Genomic DNA, 19,504 nt, shown 5'->3' with positions numbered 1-19,504 from the left:
AATCGCCAAAAATGCAAATTCAGACCGAACACAACCAGATCTGCTGGTACGCCGAAGGGGCGTTTCGCGACCCTTCTCCCGAGCTGTTTGATCCGGCCTGGTGGCAGACACATCGCCAGGTGGTAGGGTCTTCCATCGGCCGCGGAGTGACCTGGTTCGTCAAGGATGAATCCCGCCATCTGGTGCTGCGTCACTACTATCGCGGTGGCATGGTGGGCAAGGTGGTGCGGGATCGCTTCTGGTTCGAAGGGGTCGAATCGAGCCGGGCCATGGCCGAATACACGCTGCTGGCCAAGTTGAGCGCCCAGGGGTTGCCGGTGCCACGCCCGTTTGCTGCCCGGATGGCCAAGCAGGGCCCCTTCTATCGGGCCGACATCCTGATCGAGCGCATCCGCGGCGCCAAGGATCTGGTGGCCCTGCTCAAGCAGGGGTCGATCGCCGGCGAAGTGTGGCACAAGGTGGGCCAGACGGTGCGCCGGTTGCACGACGCCGGGGTCTATCACGCCGATCTCAACAGCCACAACCTGTTGCTCGACAAGGAGGGCAAGGTGTGGGTGATCGACTTCGACAAGGGCGCCATCCGCTCTCCCGGCAACTGGCAGCAGGCCAACCTGGAACGGCTGCTGCGCTCCTTCAACAAGGAGTCCCAGTTGCATACCAGTTTTCACTTCGTACCGGAGAACTGGCAGGCCCTGATGAACGGCTATCAAGGAAAAGCGAGCTGACCCTGTTGCTCGGCGCGAGAGCCAATGTTACTTATTGAGAAGGTCTTCAGATTCGGTGTCGAGGCGCTCGATGGACATGCTCAAGGCTCCCCTCAGGGAGGCAATTACCCGGTTTGATCTGGCGCTGATGGCGGATGCCATCGCCTTGCTGGAGGCAGGGCTCTGGAGCTGGAGCCCGCAGCAGGGCGTGCAGCGGGATCTCTCCTGTCTGCGGCTGCTGGGATTGAACGAAGCCGGTCTGGACGATCTCGGCTGGCTGGAGCGGGTGCACCCCGACGACGTGGGGAACCTGCAGGAGGCGCTGGCCGCCTGCCAGAGCGGGCGAGTGGCCCAGATCCGGCTCGAATACCGCATCCTGCATCACGACGGCCACTATGTCCGGCTGGAAGAGCGGGCCCGGCGCGATGTTCACGGCCAGGTGCTGGGGGTGGTGCGTCTGCTCGACTCACAGACACTGGTGGTGGAAGAGCGGCACGGCACCGATCCCCTCACCGGGCTGGAGAGCCGCAGTCACTTCGAGTTGTTGCTCGATGAGCGGTTGGCCAGTGAGAGCGGTAGCTTCAGCCTGCTGCAATTCAGCGTCGACCACAGGGCCAAGATCCAGCAGCTGTTCGGCGAGGTGGCCTGCGATGCCATGCTGGCCAAGCTGGCCCGCATCGTGCGTCACGAGCTGCGGCGGGAAGATCCCTTCGCCCGCTGGGACGAAGACGGCTTCATCCTGATGCTCTCCCAGACCGATCGGCTGAGCGGGCTCGAGATTGCTGAGCGGCTGCGCCTCGAGATCGCCGATGCCAGCCTGCTGCCGCAGCGACCGGTGACCGTCAGCATCGGCCTGGTGCAGAGCCAGGCCGGCGAGCAGATCGATCACCTGCTGGCCCGGCTGGCTACCTGCCACGGTCAGGCCAGACGGGAGCACAACACCGTCGTTGGCTGATTTTTAGTCAGCGCTCACTTACCCCATGACGCTGGCATACCCAGAGGGAGGCCAGCATCAGCAGGCCGCCCAGGGTGAGCCTGAGCAGGTCGGTATCCTTGCCCCACAGCAGCAGATTGACCAGCAGACCCGCCGGGATCAGGGCGTTGTTCATGATGGCCAGCACACCGCTGCTGACCTGGGTCGCCCCCTTGTTCCACAGGAAGTAACCAAGCCCGGAAGCGCCAATCCCCAGCCACAGCAGAATGCCCCACTGCAGGGTACTGGTGGGGTATTGCGGCGTGCCCAGCAGCCACCAGGCGGGCAGGGCCACAACCAGGGCGCCCAGATAGAAGCAGCCGAACACGGCGAGCTGGGGGGGCTGTTCCTTCTCCCGTGCCAGCAATACCTTGTAGCCGACCTGGCCGATGGCGAAGCAGATGTTGGCACCCTGTACCACCAGGAAGCCCAGCACGTAGCTTTCGGTCAGCCCGTCGAAGCGGATGACGGCCGCCCCCAGCACTGCCAGCAAGGCTCCCCACAGATAGACGGGCTTGAAGCGCCGCTCCAGCAGGTCATGGATCAGGGTGACGTAGATGGGGGTGAAGATGGTGAACACCAGCACTTCCGGCACCGTCAGCAGCAGGAAGGAGTGGTAATAGAACAGGTACATGATGCCGAGCTGGGTGGCGCCGAGGGCCATCAGCTTGGCCACCAGGTCGGGCCGCAACCAGCGCCGTCTGAGAAAAGGCAGAAACACCAGGCTGGCGAGCACGATGCGGGTCAGTACCGAGAAGTAGGCATCCACCTGACCGGCGAGGTAGACCCCGATCAGGCTGAAGGAGAATGACCAGAGCAGGGTAACCCCTATCAAGTAGTTCATGTGGTTGATTTGTCGTCAGTTGTCAATTTTGAAGGGGGCTATGATGGCCGAGATGGAAGCCTTGATCCAGCGTTTATGGCGCCAGTTGCCACAGATCGGAGCATTTGCCTTTACCGCGAGCAACGGGGAAGGCTCCGCCACCGACTGGTGCGGCAGTGGCGAGGGGGAAGTGACGGTGACCGATCATCAGGGGGGCTGGCTGTTTGCCGAGCACGGCCGCTACACCACGCCCCATGGCCGGGTGCTGACCATGCACAACCGCTTCTGGTGGCAGCGCGGCGAGCGGGGGATCCGGCTCTCCCATCTGCGCTACGAGCAGCCGGTGGTGCTGTTCGAATTGTTGCCTCAGGGGGATGGTCGCTGGCTCACCGCCGAGCCCCACCTGTGCGGTCAGGATCACTACAGCGCCGAGCTGACGCCGACCGGGGACGGCTTTCTGCTCGGCTGGCAGATCACCGGCCCGCGCAAAAATGAGCGACTGAGTTATCGCTATCGGGTGTGACGGGCGGCAGGACGGGGCAAGGCAGGCATAAAAAAACCGGCGCAGAGCGCCGGTAGAAGGGACAAATCGGAGGTTTTTTTGAAAAACGGTCCCAAAAACAGGAGAGATACACTCTCGTCACACATTCAGAAATTGATGTCAGGCACTCAGCGCATAGCTCAGCATGGCTTGCAGCTTGCTGTCGAAGAACCAGGGCAGCAATACCATCAGCAGTCCGAGCAGACCCATCAGCCGCTGGCGATACTGCCAGCCGGCGATCACCACCAGGCCGCCGCAGAGCGTGGTCAGGATGCCTGACATAGGGCAGCCTCCCGCTGGACGCGGCGCTGCTGGGCCCACTGGTTGAGGGCGACCGAGCCCAGGATCAGGGCCAGTGCCACGCCGGTAGTGGACTGGATCTGCTCGCCGAGGAACAGGGCACCCAGCATGACGCCGAACAGCGGCACCAGGTAGTTGCTGAAGGAGGCGAAGGTCGGACCCGCCTTCTGGATCAGCGCCATGTAGAGGAAGTAGACCAGACCGGTACAGAACACCCCGAGCACCGCGACGGCGCCGATGGCATGCTGGCTCGGCATGGTGAGCGCGCTCAGATCGGTGACGAACGGCGCGGCCAGCAGCAGCTGGATGGCCGAAGAGATCAGGATGTTGCGTGCCACGACCACCGGGTGGTCCTTGGCGAAGCGCTTGATCATCAGCAGGCCGATGGCGAAGCAGCTGGCACCGAACAGGATGGCCATGGCGCCGAGCAGGCCGGCATTCATGCCGCTGGCCAGTTTCGGCCAGAACAGCACCAGCACGCCGACGAAGCCGATGACCACGGAGACGAGACCGCCCTTGGTGATTTTTTCACCGGAAACCAACAAGGGTGCCATCAGGATGGTGACAAACGGGATACAACCCATTACCACGGCCGCGATGGCGCTATCCACATACTGTTGGCCCCAGGCCACCATGATGAAGGGCAGGGTGGCATCGAGCAGAGCGATCAGCATATAGGTACGCCACGGGGTGTGTTCGCTCTTGAGACGCATGAACAGGCAGAGCAGACCCAGGGTCAGGCTGCCACACAAGGCGCGACCCGCTGCCACCATGATGGGGGGCAATTCGGTCACGGCCTGATGCATGAAAATGAACTGGGAGCCCCACAACAGGCCAATCGCCAGCAACAACAGATAGCTACGCATTTTAATCTCCGATGTAATTCGCCTGCGCATTCTATGCAATCTGCTACTATGCCAAAAATGAATTGTCGTCATCCAACCATGGCCAATATCGATGGAACTGCCCCTTTCCCGCCTCGACCTCAACCTGCTCACCGTGTTCGACATGCTGATGCAGGAGCGCAACGTCACCCGTGCTGCCGAGCGGCTGCACCTCTCCCAGTCCACCGTCAGTCATGCGCTGGGGCGGTTGCGAACGGCGCTGGACGACCCTCTGTTCGTGATGAGCCGGCGCGAGATGATGCCGACCGAGCGCGCCAAGGCGCTGGCCGGCCCGGTGCGCCAGGCGCTGGCCATGCTGGAGCAGGGGTTGCGGCAGGCCAAGGGGTTCGACCCCGCCAGTGCGCGGCGGATCTTTCGCATCGCCACTCCGGGCTCGGTAGAACACGGCCTGGTGCCGGCGCTGGTGGAGCGGCTGCACCGGCATGCCCCGCACTGCCGGTTGGAGGTGTGCGAACTGGCGGACAGCGATTACGAGCGGGAGCTGGAGAAGGGGGAGCTGGATCTGGTGATCGGCTTCGCCGATGCCAATCACCTCTCGCCCCGGCTGTGGCGCGAACCCTGGTTCAACAACCCGCTGGTCTGTCTGTCGCCCCTTGGCAGCGAGCTGCCGGACGTGCTGGGGCCGGACGATCTGGTCAGCCGGCTCCACATCCACACCTCCAGCTGGGGCCACAGTCAGGCCATGGTGGATCTCTGGCTGGCTCGCTTCGGGGTGGAGCGGGAGCTGGGGGTACGCCTGCCGAGCTTTATGGCGGTGCCGCCGCTGATGGCCACCGGTCGCTATCTGGTGGTGGTGCCCGAGATGATCGGGCGCCACTTCTGTCGCTACTATCCGCTGCGGCTGCACCAGCTGGACCCCGACATCCCCATCGTCTATCTGATGGCGGGCCACCCGCTCACCGCCCATGACGAGGCGATCGGCTGGTTCAAGGGGCTGTTGCACCGGCTGGCGTTCGAGCGCTACGGCGCGGATGCGCTCGGCAGCCCGGCGCAGCGCGGGGCGGATCAGTTCAATCCGGCGAAGTAGTCGAGCCCCATCGCCCCCTTCACCTCGGCCAGCACCTCGTCGGTCAGGGCGCGCGCCTGCTCGGTGCCCTGTTGCAACAGGCGCAGCAGCTGGCGCTTGTCGGCGATGGCCGCCTCGCGCCGTTCCCGCATCGGGGCGAGCAGGGTCTGCAGGCAGTCGTTCAGCACCTGCTTGCAACGCATGTCCCCCAGTCCGCCGCGCTGGTAGTGGGCCTTCATCTCGGCCACCAGTGCCTTGTCGGGGTGGAAGGCATCCAGATAGGCGAACACCGTATTGCCCTCCACCTGACCCGGATCGCTCACCTTGAGGTGGTTGGGGTCGGTGTACATGGCGAACACCGCCTGCTTGATCTCCTCCGCCGACATGCCGAGCTCTATGGTGTTGCCGAGGGACTTGGACATCTTGGCCTTGCCGTCGATGCCGGGCAGGCGGCCGGTGTCGCTCAGAATGGGCTGGCACTCGGTCAGCACCTCTTTGCCCACCAGAGAGTTGAAGCGGCGAACGATCTCGTTGGTCTGCTCCAGCATCGGCAGCTGATCCTCGCCCACCGGCACATGGGTGGCACGAAAGGCGGTGATGTCGGCGGCCTGGCTGACCGGATAGATCAGGAAACCGGCCGGCAGGCTGCGCTCGAACCCTTTCTGCTGGATCTCCGCCTTGACGGTGGGGTTGCGCTCCAGCCGGGCGACGCTGACCAGGTTGAGGTAATAGGTCGTCAGCTCGGCGAGGGCGGGCAGGGCGCTCTGCAGGCAGAAGGTGGTCTTGGCCGGGTCGAGGCCGGCGGCCAGGTAGTCGGCCATCACCTCCAGCACGTGGTCGGTCACCTTGGCCGGGTTGTGGCCGTTGTCGGTCAGCGCCTGCAGATCGGCGATCATCACGAACTGGCGGTAATGGTGCTGGGCGTCGACGCGCTGGCGCAAGGAGCCGACGTAGTGGCCGATGTGCAGTTTGCCGGTGGGACGGTCGCCGGTCAGGATAACGGGGTTGTGCATGTCACTCTCTCCAGTTGGGTGAGCCGGGAGGCGACAAAGGGATGAAAACAATGACCGCCTCTCGGCGGTCACGGTGTTTTCTTTGGGAAATTTTACATAGAAAAGCAGTGCCGCCTGTTTAAGAGCAGCACCACCAGTAGTTGTGATTGAATGAGGTCATATTCATGGCAAATCAAACTACGCCTGTTTGATCACTTCTGCAAGGGAACAACCAGCAGATCGCAGGGCACGGTATTCATCAGCTGGCGCGCGCTCGAAGTGAGCAGGCTCCAGAAGCTCTGACGGTGGCCGCACACCAGCAGATCGATCTGGTAATCCCTGACCGCCTGGTTGACCCGCTCGCTCAAATCACCGCAGATCACCAGCTTCTTCTCGATGGGGTAGTCCACCGAGGCCAGGAAGGCTTCCAGCTTCTCTTTCGCTTCGGCGATCACCTGATCCTGCACGTTGTCGATGTCGATATCGATCATCTCGGTGTAGAGATCCTTGAGGTCCACATCGACATGGATCACCGACAGCTTGGCGCCGTTGGAGCGGGCCCGGTCGACCGCCTTCTCGATCACCTTGCGGTTGTCTTCCGACAGGTCGATCGCGGCCAGTATGTGTTTGTAATAGGTTCCATTCATGGGAGTTCTCCTCACTGATCCTGAGTCCACTATACCAATGTCTGCTGAAACTAAAATGGTGTCCCCGGCACAGTTTTGGGATTTAAACGAGTTTCTTATGGAGCTTTTCACCGATGACAGGCAATAAATTGGCTATAAATCGAACAGGAGTTTGAAGCAGGTCACACCCGCCGGCTTGCCCGCGGCCGGTGACAGGCATAGGATGTGCCCGTGCTTCGCAATGAACACAAAACAACAAAAAGCATCTGAATACCGCTTTGGGGAGCCTCGCGCTCCCTTTTGTTTTTCTGCCGCCTTCTCGCCGATATTCCGCCCGACATCAAGGTAATCCCGTCTCGCTTGGTTATGCTGTAGCCAGTTCCATTGGCAGACCGTCGCTGGCCATTGAACACCGTTTCCCGGTTGGATACGGGCCGGTCTGCGACCGTCATTTCGCGTATCGTATTGATTCCTTGGAGACTCCTTGATGATCATTCACCCACAGATCCAGGGCTGCGTCGCCCGCAACTGTCACCCCATCGGCTGCCGCGCCGCCGTGTTGCAACAGATTGCCAGCGTCAGGGCGGCGGGCTCCTTCAACGGGCCGAAACGGGTGCTGGTGCTGGGCGCTTCGTCCGGCTTCGGGCTGGCGTCGCGCATTGCCCTGACCTTCGGAGCCGGGGCCGACACCGTCGGCGTGTCATTCGAGCGGGGCCCTTCTGACAAGGGGCCGGGCAGCGCCGGTTGGTACAACAACATCTGGTTTCGCAAGGAGGCGGAGCAGGCCGGCCGCATCGCCATCAATCTGATCGGGGATGCCTTCTCCACCGGGATGCGCCAGCAGGCTATCGACACCATCCGCCAGCAGCTGGGGCAGGTGGATCTGGTGATCTACTCGCTGGCGAGCGGCATCCGGGTGTTGCCTGACGGCACGCAGGTGCGCTCCGTGCTCAAGACCACCGGCCAGCCATTCAGCGGCTGGGGACTGGATCTGGAACAGGACACCCTAGTGCAGCAGTCGCTGGATCCGGCCACCCCGGAGGAGATCCGCGACACCGTCAGCGTGATGGGCGGCGAGGATTGGCAGCTCTGGCTGCAGGCGTTGCAGCAGGCGGATTGCCTCGCGCCCGGCGCCCAGACCGTGGCCTACTCCTATATCGGCCCCGAATCGACCTACCCCCTCTATCGGGACGGCACCATCGGTTATGCCAAGGAGCATCTGCACGCCACCGCCGAGACCATCAACCTGCAGCTGGCGGAGCTTGGCGGCCATGCCTGGGTGTCGGTCTGCAAGGCACTGGTGACCAAGGCGAGCGCCTATATTCCGGTGCTGCCGGTCTATCTGGGCCTGCTGATGGGGGTGATGAAGGAGCGCGGCGTGCACGAGGGCTGCATCGAGCAGATGCTGCGGCTGTTTGCCACCAAGATGTACGGCCCGCAAGGGGTGGTGGCCGACGGCAACCGGCTGATCCGGATGGATGACCACGAACTGGACCCGGCCATTCAGGCCGCCGTCTCGGCGCTCTGGTCCAAGGTGACGCCGGACAACTTCCACGCGCTGGGGGACTTTGCCGGGTTGCGCCAGGACTTCATGCAGCTCAACGGCTTCGAGCTGCCGGGCGTCGACTACGGCGCGCCGGTGGATCTGGCCTCGCTGACCGAGCTGCTGCCCTGAGCCAGGGGGCTGAAGTCAGGCCACGCTGCTGGCCAGCGCCTCCGGCTGTTCCGGGTTGCTCGGCTCTGCGGCCAGAATGGTCTGGTTGCGGCCCTGGCGCTTGGCCTGATACATGGCCATGTCGGCCCGATGGATGAGCTGGCCCAACCCGTCATCGGCGGCCGAGCGGCCGGCTACCCCGATGCTGATGGTCATGCGGGGTTTGTCGATCTGGCCGATGCGCTGGCGTAGCTGCTCTGCCAGATACCAGCAATCCGCCGCCGGCAGCGGCACCGCTACCAGAAACTCCTCGCCGCCCCAGCGCCCGACCAGTTGCAGGTCGGGCGCCCAGGATCTCAGCTCCCGCGCCAGCCGCTGAATGGCCCTGTCTCCCGCCTGATGGCCGTGACGGTCGTTGATCTGCTTGAAGTGATCGATGTCGATGATCAGCAGGGTGAGCGGGCCCTCTTGCTGCCACTGGGTGGCCAGCCGTTCCAGCAGGGCGCGGCGATTGGGCAGCTCGGTCAGCTGATCGAAGGTGGCCAGCTTGTAGAGGTGGCGCGAGCTGCGGTGCAGCCGGTGGGTGGTGACGCCCAGCAGCAGCAGGGCACTGGCCAGCAGACCGACCAGCGCCAGCTGGTAGTGGCGGGCACTCTGCTGATGCAGCAGCTGCTGGCGCTTGTTCTCGTTCTCCTGTTGCAGCACCCGGTTGCTGGCCTCGCTGCGGGCCAGATCCATCTCGGCCTGGAAGGCGGCGGCATGCTGGCTCAGGGTCTGGTTGAAGTGCTGCTTGTAGTCGTTCACGTATTCACTGAGCGCCTGATAGGCCTCGGGGTAGCGCCCCTGATCCGCCAGCAGGCTGGCCTGCAAGGCCTTGCTGCCGGCACCGGCAGGCCCCTGGCTGGTCAGCAGTTGCAGCGCCAGCTGCTTCTCGCCGCTGCCCTGCAGCGCCCTGGCCCGGGTCTCCAGCAGGCGCACCCCGGCTTCCGGGTAGCCCAGTTGCTGATAGAGCGCCTGCGCCTCGTCCAGAGCGCGCAGGGCACCGGCCCAGTCGCGCTCGGCATTGAGCGCCATGGCCTGATAGCCGAGGATGATGGCACGGTAGTCCGGCGCCAGCGCCGGGTTGGCCAGCAGATTGTCCAGCAGCCGTCTGGCCTGGGCGGGGCGATCGGTATCGATATAGAGCCGCGCCATGTTGGCTCGGATGATGATCTGGCTGTTGGGTTCGTCCAGCTGCACCATGCGCTGCAGCGCCTCCAGGTAATAGCTTTCGGCCTCCCGCGCCAGATTGAGGTCGGCGTAGAGGTTGCCGAGGGTCATCAGCAGGCGGGCGCACTGCAGGCTGGCGATGGTGGAATCCGGTATTGTCTGCTTGAGGCGGAAGGCGGTCTTGAGCTCGGCGATCGCCGCACTGAGCTGCTGGGTGCGATAGAGCGCGAGCCCGTTCAGGGCGTGCCACTCGGAGGTCTGCTGCGGATGGCCAGCCACGGCGGGTTTGAGCTGCTCCAGCAGGGTGAGCGCCTGATCCGGCGCTTCGGTATCCAGGGTGAGGGCGATCTGCTGCAAGCGGAAGTCGAGCAGGCGCAGGGTCTCCTGCTGGGCACTGGCCAGCCCGCGGGCACGGGCGTTGTCGAGCAGGGCTTGCGGATAGCGCCCCAGCGCGGCCTGGGCCAGGGCTCTGGCGTAAAACTGCTCCATGTCCTGCTGCGGGTTGGCATCGAGGCGTTGCAGATAGCCGACGGGATCGCGCGCCGCCTGCAGTTCAGCCTCTTTCAGCAAGGAGGGAGTGGCCTGCAGCTGGGTCATCCAGAGCAGCGCCAGTGCCATTATGAATCTCATTGAATCCTTTCCCCGACCACTGGCGCCATCATAATGGCTGAATCCACTTACACCATGTTTCTTTGCTTCTCTATAACCGTATGGGGGATAGGATGAGGCGAAAAGCTGTCACAACTGAGAGCTCGGGCTGCGGTATCTGGTTGCTTCATAACGAAACTGTGGCGACAATCGTGACCAAATCACAGTGGAGAATCATCATGTTGGCCAAAGCCATGATCGAGAAGTTGAACGAGCAGATTAATCTTGAATTCTATTCCTCCAACCTCTACCTGCAGATGAGCGCCTGGTGCGAGGACAAGGGCTTCGAGGGGGCGGCCAACTTCCTGCGCCAGCACGCCGTCGAGGAGCGTCAGCACATGGAGCGCCTGTTCACCTACGTGAGCGAGACCGGTGCCATGCCGCTGCTGGGTGCCATCGATGCCCCTCCCCACGAGTTCAAGTCGCTGGGTGACATCTTCCGCACCACCCTCGAGCACGAATACCACATCACCAAGTGCATCAACGGCCTGGCCCACGTGGCGTTCACCACCCAGGACTACTCCACCTTCAACTTCCTGCAGTGGTACGTGGCCGAGCAGCACGAAGAGGAGAAGCTGTTCAAGAGCATCGTCGACCGCCTGTCGCTGGTGGGTGAAGACGGCAAGGGCCTCTACTTCATCGACAAGGAGCTGGCCGAGCTGGCCAAGGGCGCCCCTGCCAGCATCATGGATGGCAACGCCTGATAGTCGTGGACACTTAGTGTTCAGCCAGTACAATGACGGCCCCTCTTAACAGGGGCCGTTTGCTATTGCGGCAGCCATGAAACCGCGGTGCTGGTTGCTGCCGGATACAAAGACGGTCTTCGTATAAAGGGGTCGTTTTTCTTTGGATGAGTGAGTGATGATGAAGCAGTTTGATGTGGTGGTGATCGGTGCCGGGGCGGCCGGATTGATGTGTGCGGCCCAGGCCGGTTATCGGGGCCGCTCCGTGCTGGTGCTCGACAACGCCAAGAAGCCGGGCCGCAAGATCCTCATCAGCGGCGGCGGCCGCTGCAACTTCACCAACCATCAGGCCGGTCCTCATGCCTTCCTCTCGGCCAACCCCCACTTCTGCAAGTCGGCGCTGGCGCGCTACACCCAGCAGGATTTCATCGATTTGGTGGACCGGCATGGCCTGAGCTATCACGAGAAGACCCTGGGCCAGCTGTTCTGTGACGAGAGCGCCAAGGAGATCGTCGACATCCTGCTGACCGAGTGTGACTGGGCCGGCGTGGCTCTGCAGTTCCAGACCGAGATCCTCACCGTCAGCAAGACCGATGACGGTTTCGTGCTGACCACCAGTCAGGGGGAGATCAGCTGCCATTCGCTGGTGGTGGCCACCGGCGGCCTCTCCATGCCGAAACTCGGTGCCACCCCCTACGGCTTCAAGCTGGCGGAGCAGTTCGGCCTCAAGGTGTTGCCGACCCGCGCCGGGCTGGTGCCCTTTACCCTGCATCAGGCCGAGAAAGAGGCCTTCGCCGATCTGGCCGGGGTCAGCCTGCCGGTGGCGGTGACCGCCGAGGATGGCACCTGTTTCAAGGAGGCCATGCTGTTCACCCATCGTGGTCTCTCGGGCCCCGCCATCCTGCAGATCTCCTCCTTCTGGCTGGCGGGGGAGAAGATCCACATCAACCTGCTGCCGGAGCTCGACATCGCCGCCACCCTCAGGGAGTGGGCCCAGGCCCATCCGGCGCAGGAGCTGAAAACCGTGCTGGGGCGCGAGTTGCCCAAGCGCTTCGTCGACAAGCTGGTGGAGCTGGGCCAGCTGGTCAGCAAGCCGATGCGTCAATACAACGAGCGGGAGCTGGAGGCCGTGGCCACCCTACTGGGGGATTGGCAGATCCTGCCCAACGGCACCGAGGGTTATCGCACCGCCGAAGTGACCCTGGGGGGGGTGGATACCAACGAGCTCTCCTCCAAGACCATGGAGGCACGCAAGGTGGCCGGTCTCTACTTCATCGGTGAGGTGGTGGACGTGACCGGCTGGCTCGGTGGCTACAACTTCCAGTGGGCCTGGTCCTCCGGTTGGGTAGCCGGCCAGTACTGCTGATGGAGGCTGCTTCTATATCGTCGATGAGCGCTATAGCGGCCTTTGAGGGGCAACTTCCAGTGGGGCTGTAGCCCTGGCGGCTGGGTGGCTGGTCAGTACTGCTGACCTACCCTTGCCCTCATCAACTCCAGACGCGGCCGCTTCGGCCGCGTTTTTTTATGGGTGGCATCCCTCGCGGGGTGGCCCGTTATCCCTTTCTAAGGGTTGGCAAGAACGCGGTCAGCAAGCCGATGAGCGGCAGGTAGGCGCAGACCCGGTATACGGTCTCTATGCTGGTGGCATCGGCCAGCTGGCCCAGCAGGGCCGCCCCTATGCCCCCCATGCCGAAGGCGAAACCGAAGAACAGGCCTGAGATGGTGCCGACCTTGCCGGGGACCAGCTCCTGGGCGTAGACCAGGATGGCGGAGAAGGCCGAGGCCAGGATCAGGCCGATGATGACCGAGAGAACCGAGGTCCAGAACAGGTCGACATGGGGCAGCAGCAGGGTGAAGGGGGCGACGCCGAGGATGGAGATCCAGATCACCCGCTTGCGGCCGATGCGATCGCCAATTGGCCCGCCGAGCACGGTACCCGCCGCGACGGCAAACAGGAAGGCGAACAGATAGAGCTGGGCGCTGTCCAGCGACAGACTGAACTTGTCCATCAGGTAGAAGGTGTAATAGCTGCTCAGGCTGGCCATGTAGAAGAATTTGGAGAACATCAGCAGGCCGAGGATGGCCAGCGACCAGCCGATCTGGCGGCGGTTCAGACCGTGACCGAGGTGCGCCTTCATCCGTTTATGGAAGTTGGCGGCGTGATGGCTGGACCAGCGTCCGACCAGGCTGAGTACGATGACGCCGACCAGGGCGAACAGCGAGAACCAGGCCGCGCTGCCCTGGCCCTGCGGCACTATGATCAGCGCGGCGAGCAGCGGGCCTATGGCCGACCCCAGGTTGCCGCCGATCTGGAACAGCGATTGGGCCAGCCCTGGCTGACTGCCGGCCGCCATGCGGGCGACCCGGGAAGATTCCGGGTGGAACACCGACGAGCCGATGCCGATCAGCATGGCCGACAGCAGCACGGCGCCAAAGCTGGCCGCCTGCGACAACGACAGCAAGCCGATCATCGTAAAGCCCATGCCGAACGGCAATGAATAGGGCATGGGTCGGCGGTCGGTGTAGAGGCCGATCAGCGGCTGCAACAAGGAACCCGTGAACTGGTAGGTGAGGGTGATGAGACCGATCTGGGCGAACGACAGGTTGAGGCCGAGCTTGAGCAGCGGATAGATGGCCAGCAGCACCGACTGCATCATGTCGTTCAACAGGTGCGAGAAGCTGATGGCGGCGATCACCGGATAGGTGGTGCGATTCAAGGCGTCGTGCGCGGTAGCGGCGGCGAGTGGCTGATCGGTACTGATGCTCTTTTCCATGAGGGCGGGTTCTGTGAGTCTGGGTATGGCTTAACATGCCTGATCCCGACGCGTCTGGACACCACAAAGTGGTGAGTGCGGGGATGGGTTGCCCAGAGACGAACGGATCATTGCTCGGTGCTTGTGCTCGGCGGGCGGAGGATTAGTATAGAAACCTCGTCGTCGCATTATGTGGGTCGCTACCCGCCATGGAGGGATCATGTTTGAGAGTCTGGGGGTTATCAATGTCTGGACTTATCTGGTAGGGCTCTTCTTCATCATCATAGCGCCGGGGCCCAACTCGATTTATGTGCTGCGCACCGGGGCGAGCCGCGGCGTCGGCCCGGGCTACCAGGCGGCCCTCGGGGTCTTCGTTGGCGACGCCATCCTGATCTTCTGCGCCTATCTGGGCATCGCCTCCCTCATTCGCGCCACCCCGCTGCTGTTTACCCTGGTGCGCTACCTGGGGGCTCTCTATCTGCTCTATCTCGGGGTGAAGATCCTGCACGCCAACTTCATCGCCAGGCGGGAAGGGCAGGCGCCCGTGGTCGAGCACGGCGAGCGCTACTTCTCCAAGGCGCTCACCTTAAGCCTTACCAACCCCAAGGCGATCCTGTTCTACGTCTCCTTCTTCGTGCAGTTTGTCGACTTCAACTATGCCCACACCTGGGTCTCCTACCTGGTGCTGGCGAGCATGCTGGAGGCCATGAGCTTCGTTTATCTGACCCTGCTGATCTTCGGTGGCACCCTGATGGCGCGCTTCTTTGCGCGCAAGGTACGCCTCGCCAAACTCGGCAATGGCCTCATCGGCCTCTTCTTCATGGGTTTCGCCGCCCGGCTGGCCACGTTGTCATCCTGATGGCCAGGGCTCTGCCCAATCCCGGTCGCCCGCTTGCGAGCGGCTAGTCAGGCCAGCAATCCTTGCCAACCCGGATGAACCGGGATTGGTAGACGATCAGCATCTGGTTGCCTGCCTGGCCGATCCTTGGGTTCTGGTAGGTTTCGCCGGGCAGCAGGTATTTGCTGTCGGCCTCGCTGTCCGCCTGCAGACACCCCCGTTTCACCATGAATTCGAAGTAGGTGTTGCCGGTATTGGTGATGCTGCTCCTTGCCGGATCCAGCTGGTATTGAAAATGCACCTGGCGCGGGCGCACCACCAGGGTCGATTGCAGCGCGAGTTTCATCTCCAACGCACCACGGCGCCTGGCCTGGCCACTTTCATCAAGCTGGGCCGCCGGTGACTCGGTGAAAGTGATGCGATAGTAACGCTCCTGACCATCCGCCGGCCCCTTGTAGTAGAGCTTGACGTTCTGCATGCGCTTGGCGTGCAGGGTGAAGCGCTTGGGGGCGAACAGCAGCTCGCCAGGCACCGTCGGAACGCTTGTCCCCGTGGCCGTGGGATTGCTGATTTTTTCCATCTGCACTTCGTAGACCTTGGGCGAGCCGCTGTTGTTGGTGACGGTCCGGGCAATGAATTCTTCGTTCGGTGCCATGGCAATCGTCATGGCGCCGATGTCGATGGACATGGTCTGTGAGCTCAGCGTGCCGGCCAGCAAGAGCCAGAGAATGCGATGCGTGTCGTTCTTCATGATCAGCGCCAGGTCCCTTTGATGGTAATGGTACCGCTTTGCTGTACTTCCCCTTCCCACAGGTCGTTGCCAATGGTGCGTTGCACCATGGGATCGGTCAGATCGAATTCCAGCGCCAGCTTGTAGAATCGGGTAATGCCTTTGCCGCTGACGGGGTCATTCCATTCCTGTGGAGGCTGGCTGTCCTGAATCCCCAAGCTGCGAATATCCAGCGGCGTCTGATCACAGCGGACCGCATGTCGGGAGGCTGTCCCATGGTTGGTCGAATCAAATACCAATCTAGTCGGTATAGGTACTGCCTGTTCGGGAACAGCCTGCCCTGCGGGGTAAAAAGTGCAGAGACCTTGATACGGAGCCCCGATATCTTGTGAAACGGTAATCTCAAGCATGTCTGCACTGATGGGCCCACTATCCGAGATATTGTAAGAGAAACTCAATATATCCTTGCCCACATTGCCTTCTCGGTAGGGATTGCTCACCCCCTCCGAGGATAGAATGGAAACACTGAAGTCCCGTGGTTTTATGATGATCTCGGTGGTGCCGCTGAATTCATAGAATCCACTTTCCGGCGCTTTGATATTTCGCATATTAAAGTTAATCAAATTTCTGGTGAGCTGTTCTTGTAATCCCAACCTGACCACTTGTTTGAAAAAGTTGCTTGATAGAAAAAGATAAATGGACGATTGCCCTCTAAGATAGCTGACATTGTAATCCGCACCTTTAAGAGCCCAGTTGGTCAGATTGGCACTCATTTGTACATCACCGCCAACAATGGCGCTGTTGAGTGCCGCATTTTTGATGTTGGTATAAATATACGGGTCTGAAAATGACTGGCTGCCATCCTGATTGAAGTCGTAGTCCAGAAAGCGGCACAGCACCCCATCTCGTGTACCCAGCCGATAATTCTCACAACCTTGTGAACCGGGCAGCACATAGGGAGCCCCATTGCTGTCGACGATCACTTCACTGATCGCATTGGTCTGTATGAAACGTAGGTGTCCCGCTTTTTTATGCTGGGTCCGCTTGACGTACCAGGTTCCACTATCCTGATTGATACAGCGTTCCCCGGCCGCGGCATCATAGATTCTGGTGGTCATGCAAAGATTCATTTCTCTGTTCAAAATGCCCCCGGCAGGCATGGTGCGAAGATAGTCAAAGAAAGCGGAGCTCAATTTTGCATGTGCATATCCGGTGGCGGCTTTCATCAATCCGAAAAATCCGGTTTCATTTACTGAGGCAGGTTTATTCATCGCTTCTGCTGTCTGTGGATCACACCCCGCCCAGCTTTTTATACAACGCTGATTGATATACGGATATTTGACCGGGCCGTTTTCCCACATATCGATATTGTAGTTGGTGACTGTGTAGTTATGACCATTGTCTGCATATGCCAGACTGACCTGCCTGGAGTCAGTTGTCCATGCGTTGCCACCCGTCAGGCGAGGGTCCAGATAATCGGTTGGTGTAATAAATAGATTGTGGTCTTCCTGGTTTTCAATAAACAGAAAATGGCGCAGATCAGCATCGACCAAATTATATTTTATTACTGCGGCACTGGCCTGCGAGGCCCAGCTGGTGGCAATTACCATCGCCAACAGCCATTTATATGCGGGATTCATCATCAGTACTCTCTCACCATGGCATAGGTGGGCAGCCCCTGGCAGGTAATGATGCCTACCCAGGCGGCGCCGCTGTGTTGTTCAAGATCGAGCTCGGCTTCACAGAAGTCATTCCCCTGGCGGAAAGTCAGCATGGGATTGGCTTTATCCACATCCAGCGAGAATTCACCCTCCTCGTTGGTCACCGTGGTGCCGATATGGTTGTCGATGCGGGCATTGGCCAGCAAGGAGCCGTCTTCCGCCCTGAGTATGCCGAAGACAGTCACCATCTCCTTGATGGTGCTGCTCGCATCCAGGGTGGCCACGTTGCCGGGAAACAGGGTGTAGCGCTGCTTGCCGGTATTGATGTCGTAGCTGTCCTTGCCCCGCTTGCTGTTGAGCAGCTCTATCTCGTACTCCCCGTAAGGGGGGAGGGCGAGGAAGGTCTGCTCGCCATGCAGGGGGTAATCCTGTCCGTTGACCTTGGCGAGCATCTGTCCTTGGCGTTCGATCCCGGTATTGATGATCAAGCCGGCCCCCGAGGAGTTGTGGCTAGAGGCGACCAGTGAGTCCTCCGTCGTGACCAGGGCACCGCGCGCAATCAGGTTGCCATTCATGTCGCCACCATGGCCGCGGCCCAGCGTCATGGTGCCGCCGATGACCCTGTTCTCGAACCCGAGTGTGCCGGAGAGCGCCATATTGTGTTCATCACTGCCGTGCATCATGCGCGAGGCATTGAACGAGGCCAGATTGATGACGCTGTCCATGCGTTTCTGGTAGTTGAGGTTGGCCGTGGTCTGGCCCTGCTCGTTGCTGCTCATGCCAAAGCTGAACAGGTTGTCGAACGGGATCGAGTAATCCAGCGTGATGCTCTTGTTGTTGAATCCGTTGAGCGTGCCGCTGTCGCTTTGCAGGCTGGCGCGCAGCGACAGGTTGCCGTATTTGCCGGCATAAAGGTGCTGGTAGTAATCGGCATAGCTGCGATCGCTGTTCATCTGGCGGTCGTGCAGAGTGTTGAAGGTGAGCTGGCCGAGACCGCTGACCCAGCCACCCAGATTGAGCGTGATGCCGGCGGAGTAGAGTTCGGCGTTGCTCACCGTCAGGGCGCTGCCGGTCTCGAGTTTCTCCTGGCTGAGCCACAGGGAGGCATTGTCATGGGCCTGCAGGGCGAGGCTGGATGCGAATCGCCACGATTGATCGGAGGCCAGCATGGTTTGCAACTGGGCACTGACACGATCGGTTGCCTGCCAGTTTGCACGCGCTTCGCCTACCGCAGCATCCTTGAAGGCATAGGTTGTGGTGGCCAGTTCCAGAGTATCCAGCGAACGTGCCAGCGATACTCCCAGCAGCGGTGAATCACCGTTGTTCTGGGCGCCTTCCATCATGCCTCCCCACCATTGCCATCCCCACTCCTGAGTAAAGCCCAGACTACCGCCCAGCTTGGTGACGCGCTGGGTCGTGGTGCTGGTCAGCCGCCCATCGACATAGACTTCGACCGTGACGTTGTAGACGCCACTGGGGAAAGCCGAGGTGTCGATATTCTGGTTGCCGATGGCCAGGTTCTGCAGGGTGATCAGGCGATCCTCACGGTACACCCTGACCTCGCCATTGGCAGGCATGAAGACTTGTACCGGGGTGGTGGACGCGTCGGCCTTCTGTTTACGTGACTGTGCCTGGTTGCCATACGATGCCCCATAAATGCGGCCAGTACTCAGGCCGGTCACCACCCCCAGCGTCTGCAGATCCCAGGTTGAGACCATGCCGGCCGCGATGCGGCGATCGTCAAGATCCCGCTCGTACATGGCACGATAGATGTCACCGCTCTGTTCTGGCTCCCCAAGGTTGTAGAGGGAGGCGTCCAGCGCCATGTGATGGGCGCCCAGCCCGACGGTACTGTCCAGTTGCAGAAAGTTGGAGTCGCTGTGACCGTTTTGCCGATTGCTGTTGAAGGAGTAGCCCAGATTGTAGCGATGCACCCCGGTCAGAGTGTCGACGGTCGGGGTCAAGGTCACCCGGTTGTCCGGCTGCCTCGCCTGGCCGAATGCATCGCGTGAAACCCGAATCGTCAGCAACATGGCCACCAGGTCAAGCTGCATGCTGGCGTTGGCATCTATCTGCAAGCTGCCCTCGGCAGAAAACGTGCGCTTCTCTTCGCTGGCGAGCATGGCGGTCAGCTGGTCGTTGAGCAGACCTTGCTGCTGGCCAGCACCAAAATCGATGTGCAGCAGATGCAGCTTGCCGTCCTGCAGCAGCAGGGTGGCATTGCCGATCGGGTTATCGGTCAGGGTGTCGAGCTGGTTTTTTCCATCCGTGTACTGCAGACGTACGGGAACAGCCAGCCCTTCTGCCAGAGCCTGGGCAAAACTGGCCGGAATGATGACGTTGGCGATCTTGAGTGGCGCCGCGCTGTTGGCCGAGGCGGAGACCACCATCAGCAATGAGAGCGGCAACAAGCAGGTTTTCTTCAACATATCACGCACCATGGTTTCAGATTTCGGCA

18 protein-coding genes are annotated in these 19,504 nt (G+C 61.3%); 8 read left to right on the top strand and 10 right to left on the bottom strand.

Annotation, left to right across the window (positions count from 1 at the left end; all coding sequences use genetic code 11):
- Positions 1-11 precede the first annotated feature (11 nt).
- Complete coding sequence (locus OKB87_RS20080) at positions 12-725, top strand: 3-deoxy-D-manno-octulosonic acid kinase (protein WP_113995630.1); 714 nt, start codon at positions 12-14, stop codon at positions 723-725.
- A gap of 70 nt (positions 726-795) precedes the next feature.
- A complete protein-coding gene (locus OKB87_RS20075; protein WP_270828358.1) occupies positions 796-1,659 on the top strand; it encodes a GGDEF domain-containing protein in 864 nt (287 codons plus the stop codon).
- 7 nt (positions 1,660-1,666) lie between these two features.
- Here OKB87_RS20075 and OKB87_RS20070 read toward each other — a convergent pair whose 3' ends face one another.
- Positions 1,667-2,521 carry a carboxylate/amino acid/amine transporter gene (locus OKB87_RS20070; RefSeq protein ID WP_270828357.1) on the bottom strand — a complete coding sequence of 285 codons (855 nt, stop codon included), beginning with the start codon at positions 2,519-2,521 and terminating at the stop codon, positions 1,667-1,669.
- Positions 2,522-2,564: 43 nt separating this feature from the next.
- Between OKB87_RS20070 and OKB87_RS20065 the strand changes: the two genes are divergently transcribed.
- Positions 2,565-3,023 (top strand): DUF6314 family protein, encoded by a 459-nt coding sequence (locus OKB87_RS20065; protein WP_029302526.1) that lies wholly within the window; start codon positions 2,565-2,567, stop codon positions 3,021-3,023.
- Positions 3,024-3,161: 138 nt separating this feature from the next.
- Here the strand turns inward: OKB87_RS20065 and OKB87_RS20060 are convergent, their stop codons facing one another.
- Together OKB87_RS20060 and OKB87_RS20055 are read right to left on the bottom strand one after the other, a co-directional pair.
- The gene (locus OKB87_RS20060) at positions 3,162-3,323 is read right to left on the bottom strand and encodes a hypothetical protein (RefSeq protein ID WP_016348904.1); all 162 of its coding nucleotides are present in this window, start codon (positions 3,321-3,323) and stop codon (positions 3,162-3,164) included.
- Entirely contained in the window at positions 3,308-4,207 is a 900-nt protein-coding gene (locus OKB87_RS20055; RefSeq protein WP_016348905.1) for a DMT family transporter, read from the bottom strand. The genes OKB87_RS20060 and OKB87_RS20055 overlap by 16 nt, the downstream gene beginning before the upstream one ends.
- 91 nt (positions 4,208-4,298) lie before the next feature.
- Here OKB87_RS20055 and OKB87_RS20050 point away from each other — a divergent pair, with 91 nt between their 5' ends.
- Positions 4,299-5,273, top strand: coding sequence for a LysR family transcriptional regulator (locus tag OKB87_RS20050; protein WP_252376140.1), 975 nt, complete (start codon positions 4,299-4,301; stop codon positions 5,271-5,273).
- Here the strand turns inward: OKB87_RS20050 and trpS are convergent.
- Both trpS and OKB87_RS20040 read right to left on the bottom strand, forming a co-directional pair.
- Positions 5,252-6,265 (bottom strand): tryptophan--tRNA ligase, encoded by a 1,014-nt coding sequence (gene trpS, locus OKB87_RS20045; RefSeq protein WP_252376139.1) that lies wholly within the window; start codon positions 6,263-6,265, stop codon positions 5,252-5,254. The two genes, OKB87_RS20050 and trpS, sit on opposite strands and share 22 nt — an antisense overlap.
- A gap of 191 nt (positions 6,266-6,456) precedes the next feature.
- Positions 6,457-6,891 (bottom strand): universal stress protein, encoded by a 435-nt coding sequence (locus OKB87_RS20040; RefSeq protein ID WP_010635648.1) that lies wholly within the window; start codon positions 6,889-6,891, stop codon positions 6,457-6,459.
- Between the two features lie 466 nt (positions 6,892-7,357).
- Here OKB87_RS20040 and fabV point away from each other — a divergent pair, with 466 nt between their 5' ends.
- Positions 7,358-8,545: an enoyl-ACP reductase FabV gene (fabV, locus tag OKB87_RS20035; protein WP_270828356.1), complete on the top strand. Its 1,188-nt coding sequence runs from the start codon at positions 7,358-7,360 to the stop codon at positions 8,543-8,545.
- A gap of 15 nt (positions 8,546-8,560) precedes the next feature.
- On the opposite strand, the gene OKB87_RS20030 is transcribed toward fabV, so the two are convergent.
- Positions 8,561-10,351, bottom strand: coding sequence for a GGDEF domain-containing protein (locus OKB87_RS20030; RefSeq protein WP_257689826.1), 1,791 nt, complete (start codon positions 10,349-10,351; stop codon positions 8,561-8,563).
- A gap of 209 nt (positions 10,352-10,560) precedes the next feature.
- Between OKB87_RS20030 and ftnA the strand changes: the two genes are divergently transcribed.
- Together ftnA and OKB87_RS20020 are read left to right on the top strand one after the other, a co-directional pair.
- Entirely contained in the window at positions 10,561-11,085 is a 525-nt protein-coding gene (gene ftnA / locus OKB87_RS20025; RefSeq protein WP_016348910.1) for a non-heme ferritin, read from the top strand.
- A 160-nt stretch (positions 11,086-11,245) separates the two neighbouring features.
- Positions 11,246-12,430 (top strand): NAD(P)/FAD-dependent oxidoreductase, encoded by a 1,185-nt coding sequence (locus OKB87_RS20020; protein WP_162498773.1) that lies wholly within the window; start codon positions 11,246-11,248, stop codon positions 12,428-12,430.
- A gap of 187 nt (positions 12,431-12,617) precedes the next feature.
- Here OKB87_RS20020 and OKB87_RS20015 read toward each other — a convergent pair whose 3' ends face one another.
- Positions 12,618-13,838, bottom strand: a complete 1,221-nt coding sequence (locus tag OKB87_RS20015; RefSeq protein ID WP_202012358.1) for an MFS transporter — start codon at positions 13,836-13,838, stop codon at positions 12,618-12,620.
- Positions 13,839-14,037: 199 nt separating this feature from the next.
- Here OKB87_RS20015 and leuE point away from each other — a divergent pair, with 199 nt between their 5' ends.
- Positions 14,038-14,676: a leucine efflux protein LeuE gene (leuE, locus tag OKB87_RS20010; RefSeq protein ID WP_270828355.1), complete on the top strand. Its 639-nt coding sequence runs from the start codon at positions 14,038-14,040 to the stop codon at positions 14,674-14,676.
- Positions 14,677-14,719: 43 nt separating this feature from the next.
- On the opposite strand, the gene OKB87_RS20005 is transcribed toward leuE, so the two are convergent.
- Genes OKB87_RS20005 through OKB87_RS19995 form a run of 3 tightly spaced genes read right to left on the bottom strand, consistent with a single transcriptional unit; the run spans position 14,720 to position 19,475 of the window.
- A complete protein-coding gene (locus OKB87_RS20005) occupies positions 14,720-15,406 on the bottom strand; it encodes a fimbria/pilus periplasmic chaperone (protein WP_270828354.1) in 687 nt (228 codons plus the stop codon).
- Between the two features lie 2 nt (positions 15,407-15,408).
- Positions 15,409-17,025, bottom strand: coding sequence for a hypothetical protein (locus OKB87_RS20000; RefSeq protein WP_270828376.1), 1,617 nt, complete (start codon positions 17,023-17,025; stop codon positions 15,409-15,411).
- A gap of 2 nt (positions 17,026-17,027) precedes the next feature.
- Positions 17,028-19,475, bottom strand: a complete 2,448-nt coding sequence (locus tag OKB87_RS19995; RefSeq protein ID WP_270828353.1) for a fimbrial biogenesis outer membrane usher protein — start codon at positions 19,473-19,475, stop codon at positions 17,028-17,030.
- Between the last annotated feature and the right edge of the window lie 29 nt (positions 19,476-19,504).

Source organism: Aeromonas sp. Y318-1, from assembly GCF_027706125.1.
Taxonomy (GTDB): Bacteria; Pseudomonadota; Gammaproteobacteria; order Enterobacterales; family Aeromonadaceae; genus Aeromonas; species Aeromonas hydrophila.
The sequence above is the reverse complement of the archived record's forward strand: the minus strand, read 5'-3'. Positions and strand labels throughout refer to the sequence as shown.

Bases quoted from the DNA above. Each gene is read 5' to 3' on its own strand.
- OKB87_RS20080 (WP_113995630.1), top strand. From the start codon at position 12: ATGCAAATTCAGACCGAACACAACCAGATCTGCTGGTACGCCGAAGGG.
- OKB87_RS20075 (WP_270828358.1), top strand. From the start codon at position 796: ATGGACATGCTCAAGGCTCCCCTCAGGGAGGCAATTACCCGGTTTGAT.
- OKB87_RS20070 (WP_270828357.1), bottom strand. From the start codon at position 2,521: ATGAACTACTTGATAGGGGTTACCCTGCTCTGGTCATTCTCCTTCAGC.
- OKB87_RS20065 (WP_029302526.1), top strand. From the start codon at position 2,565: ATGGCCGAGATGGAAGCCTTGATCCAGCGTTTATGGCGCCAGTTGCCA.
- OKB87_RS20060 (WP_016348904.1), bottom strand. From the start codon at position 3,323: ATGTCAGGCATCCTGACCACGCTCTGCGGCGGCCTGGTGGTGATCGCC.
- OKB87_RS20055 (WP_016348905.1), bottom strand. From the start codon at position 4,207: ATGCGTAGCTATCTGTTGTTGCTGGCGATTGGCCTGTTGTGGGGCTCC.
- OKB87_RS20050 (WP_252376140.1), top strand. From the start codon at position 4,299: ATGGAACTGCCCCTTTCCCGCCTCGACCTCAACCTGCTCACCGTGTTC.
- trpS (WP_252376139.1), bottom strand. From the start codon at position 6,265: ATGCACAACCCCGTTATCCTGACCGGCGACCGTCCCACCGGCAAACTG.
- OKB87_RS20040 (WP_010635648.1), bottom strand. From the start codon at position 6,891: ATGAATGGAACCTATTACAAACACATACTGGCCGCGATCGACCTGTCG.
- fabV (WP_270828356.1), top strand. From the start codon at position 7,358: ATGATCATTCACCCACAGATCCAGGGCTGCGTCGCCCGCAACTGTCAC.
- OKB87_RS20030 (WP_257689826.1), bottom strand. From the start codon at position 10,351: ATGGCACTGGCGCTGCTCTGGATGACCCAGCTGCAGGCCACTCCCTCC.
- ftnA (WP_016348910.1), top strand. From the start codon at position 10,561: ATGTTGGCCAAAGCCATGATCGAGAAGTTGAACGAGCAGATTAATCTT.
- OKB87_RS20020 (WP_162498773.1), top strand. From the start codon at position 11,246: ATGAAGCAGTTTGATGTGGTGGTGATCGGTGCCGGGGCGGCCGGATTG.
- OKB87_RS20015 (WP_202012358.1), bottom strand. From the start codon at position 13,838: ATGGAAAAGAGCATCAGTACCGATCAGCCACTCGCCGCCGCTACCGCG.
- leuE (WP_270828355.1), top strand. From the start codon at position 14,038: ATGTTTGAGAGTCTGGGGGTTATCAATGTCTGGACTTATCTGGTAGGG.
- OKB87_RS20005 (WP_270828354.1), bottom strand. From the start codon at position 15,406: ATGAAGAACGACACGCATCGCATTCTCTGGCTCTTGCTGGCCGGCACG.
- OKB87_RS20000 (WP_270828376.1), bottom strand. From the start codon at position 17,025: ATGAATCCCGCATATAAATGGCTGTTGGCGATGGTAATTGCCACCAGC.
- OKB87_RS19995 (WP_270828353.1), bottom strand. From the start codon at position 19,475: ATGTTGAAGAAAACCTGCTTGTTGCCGCTCTCATTGCTGATGGTGGTC.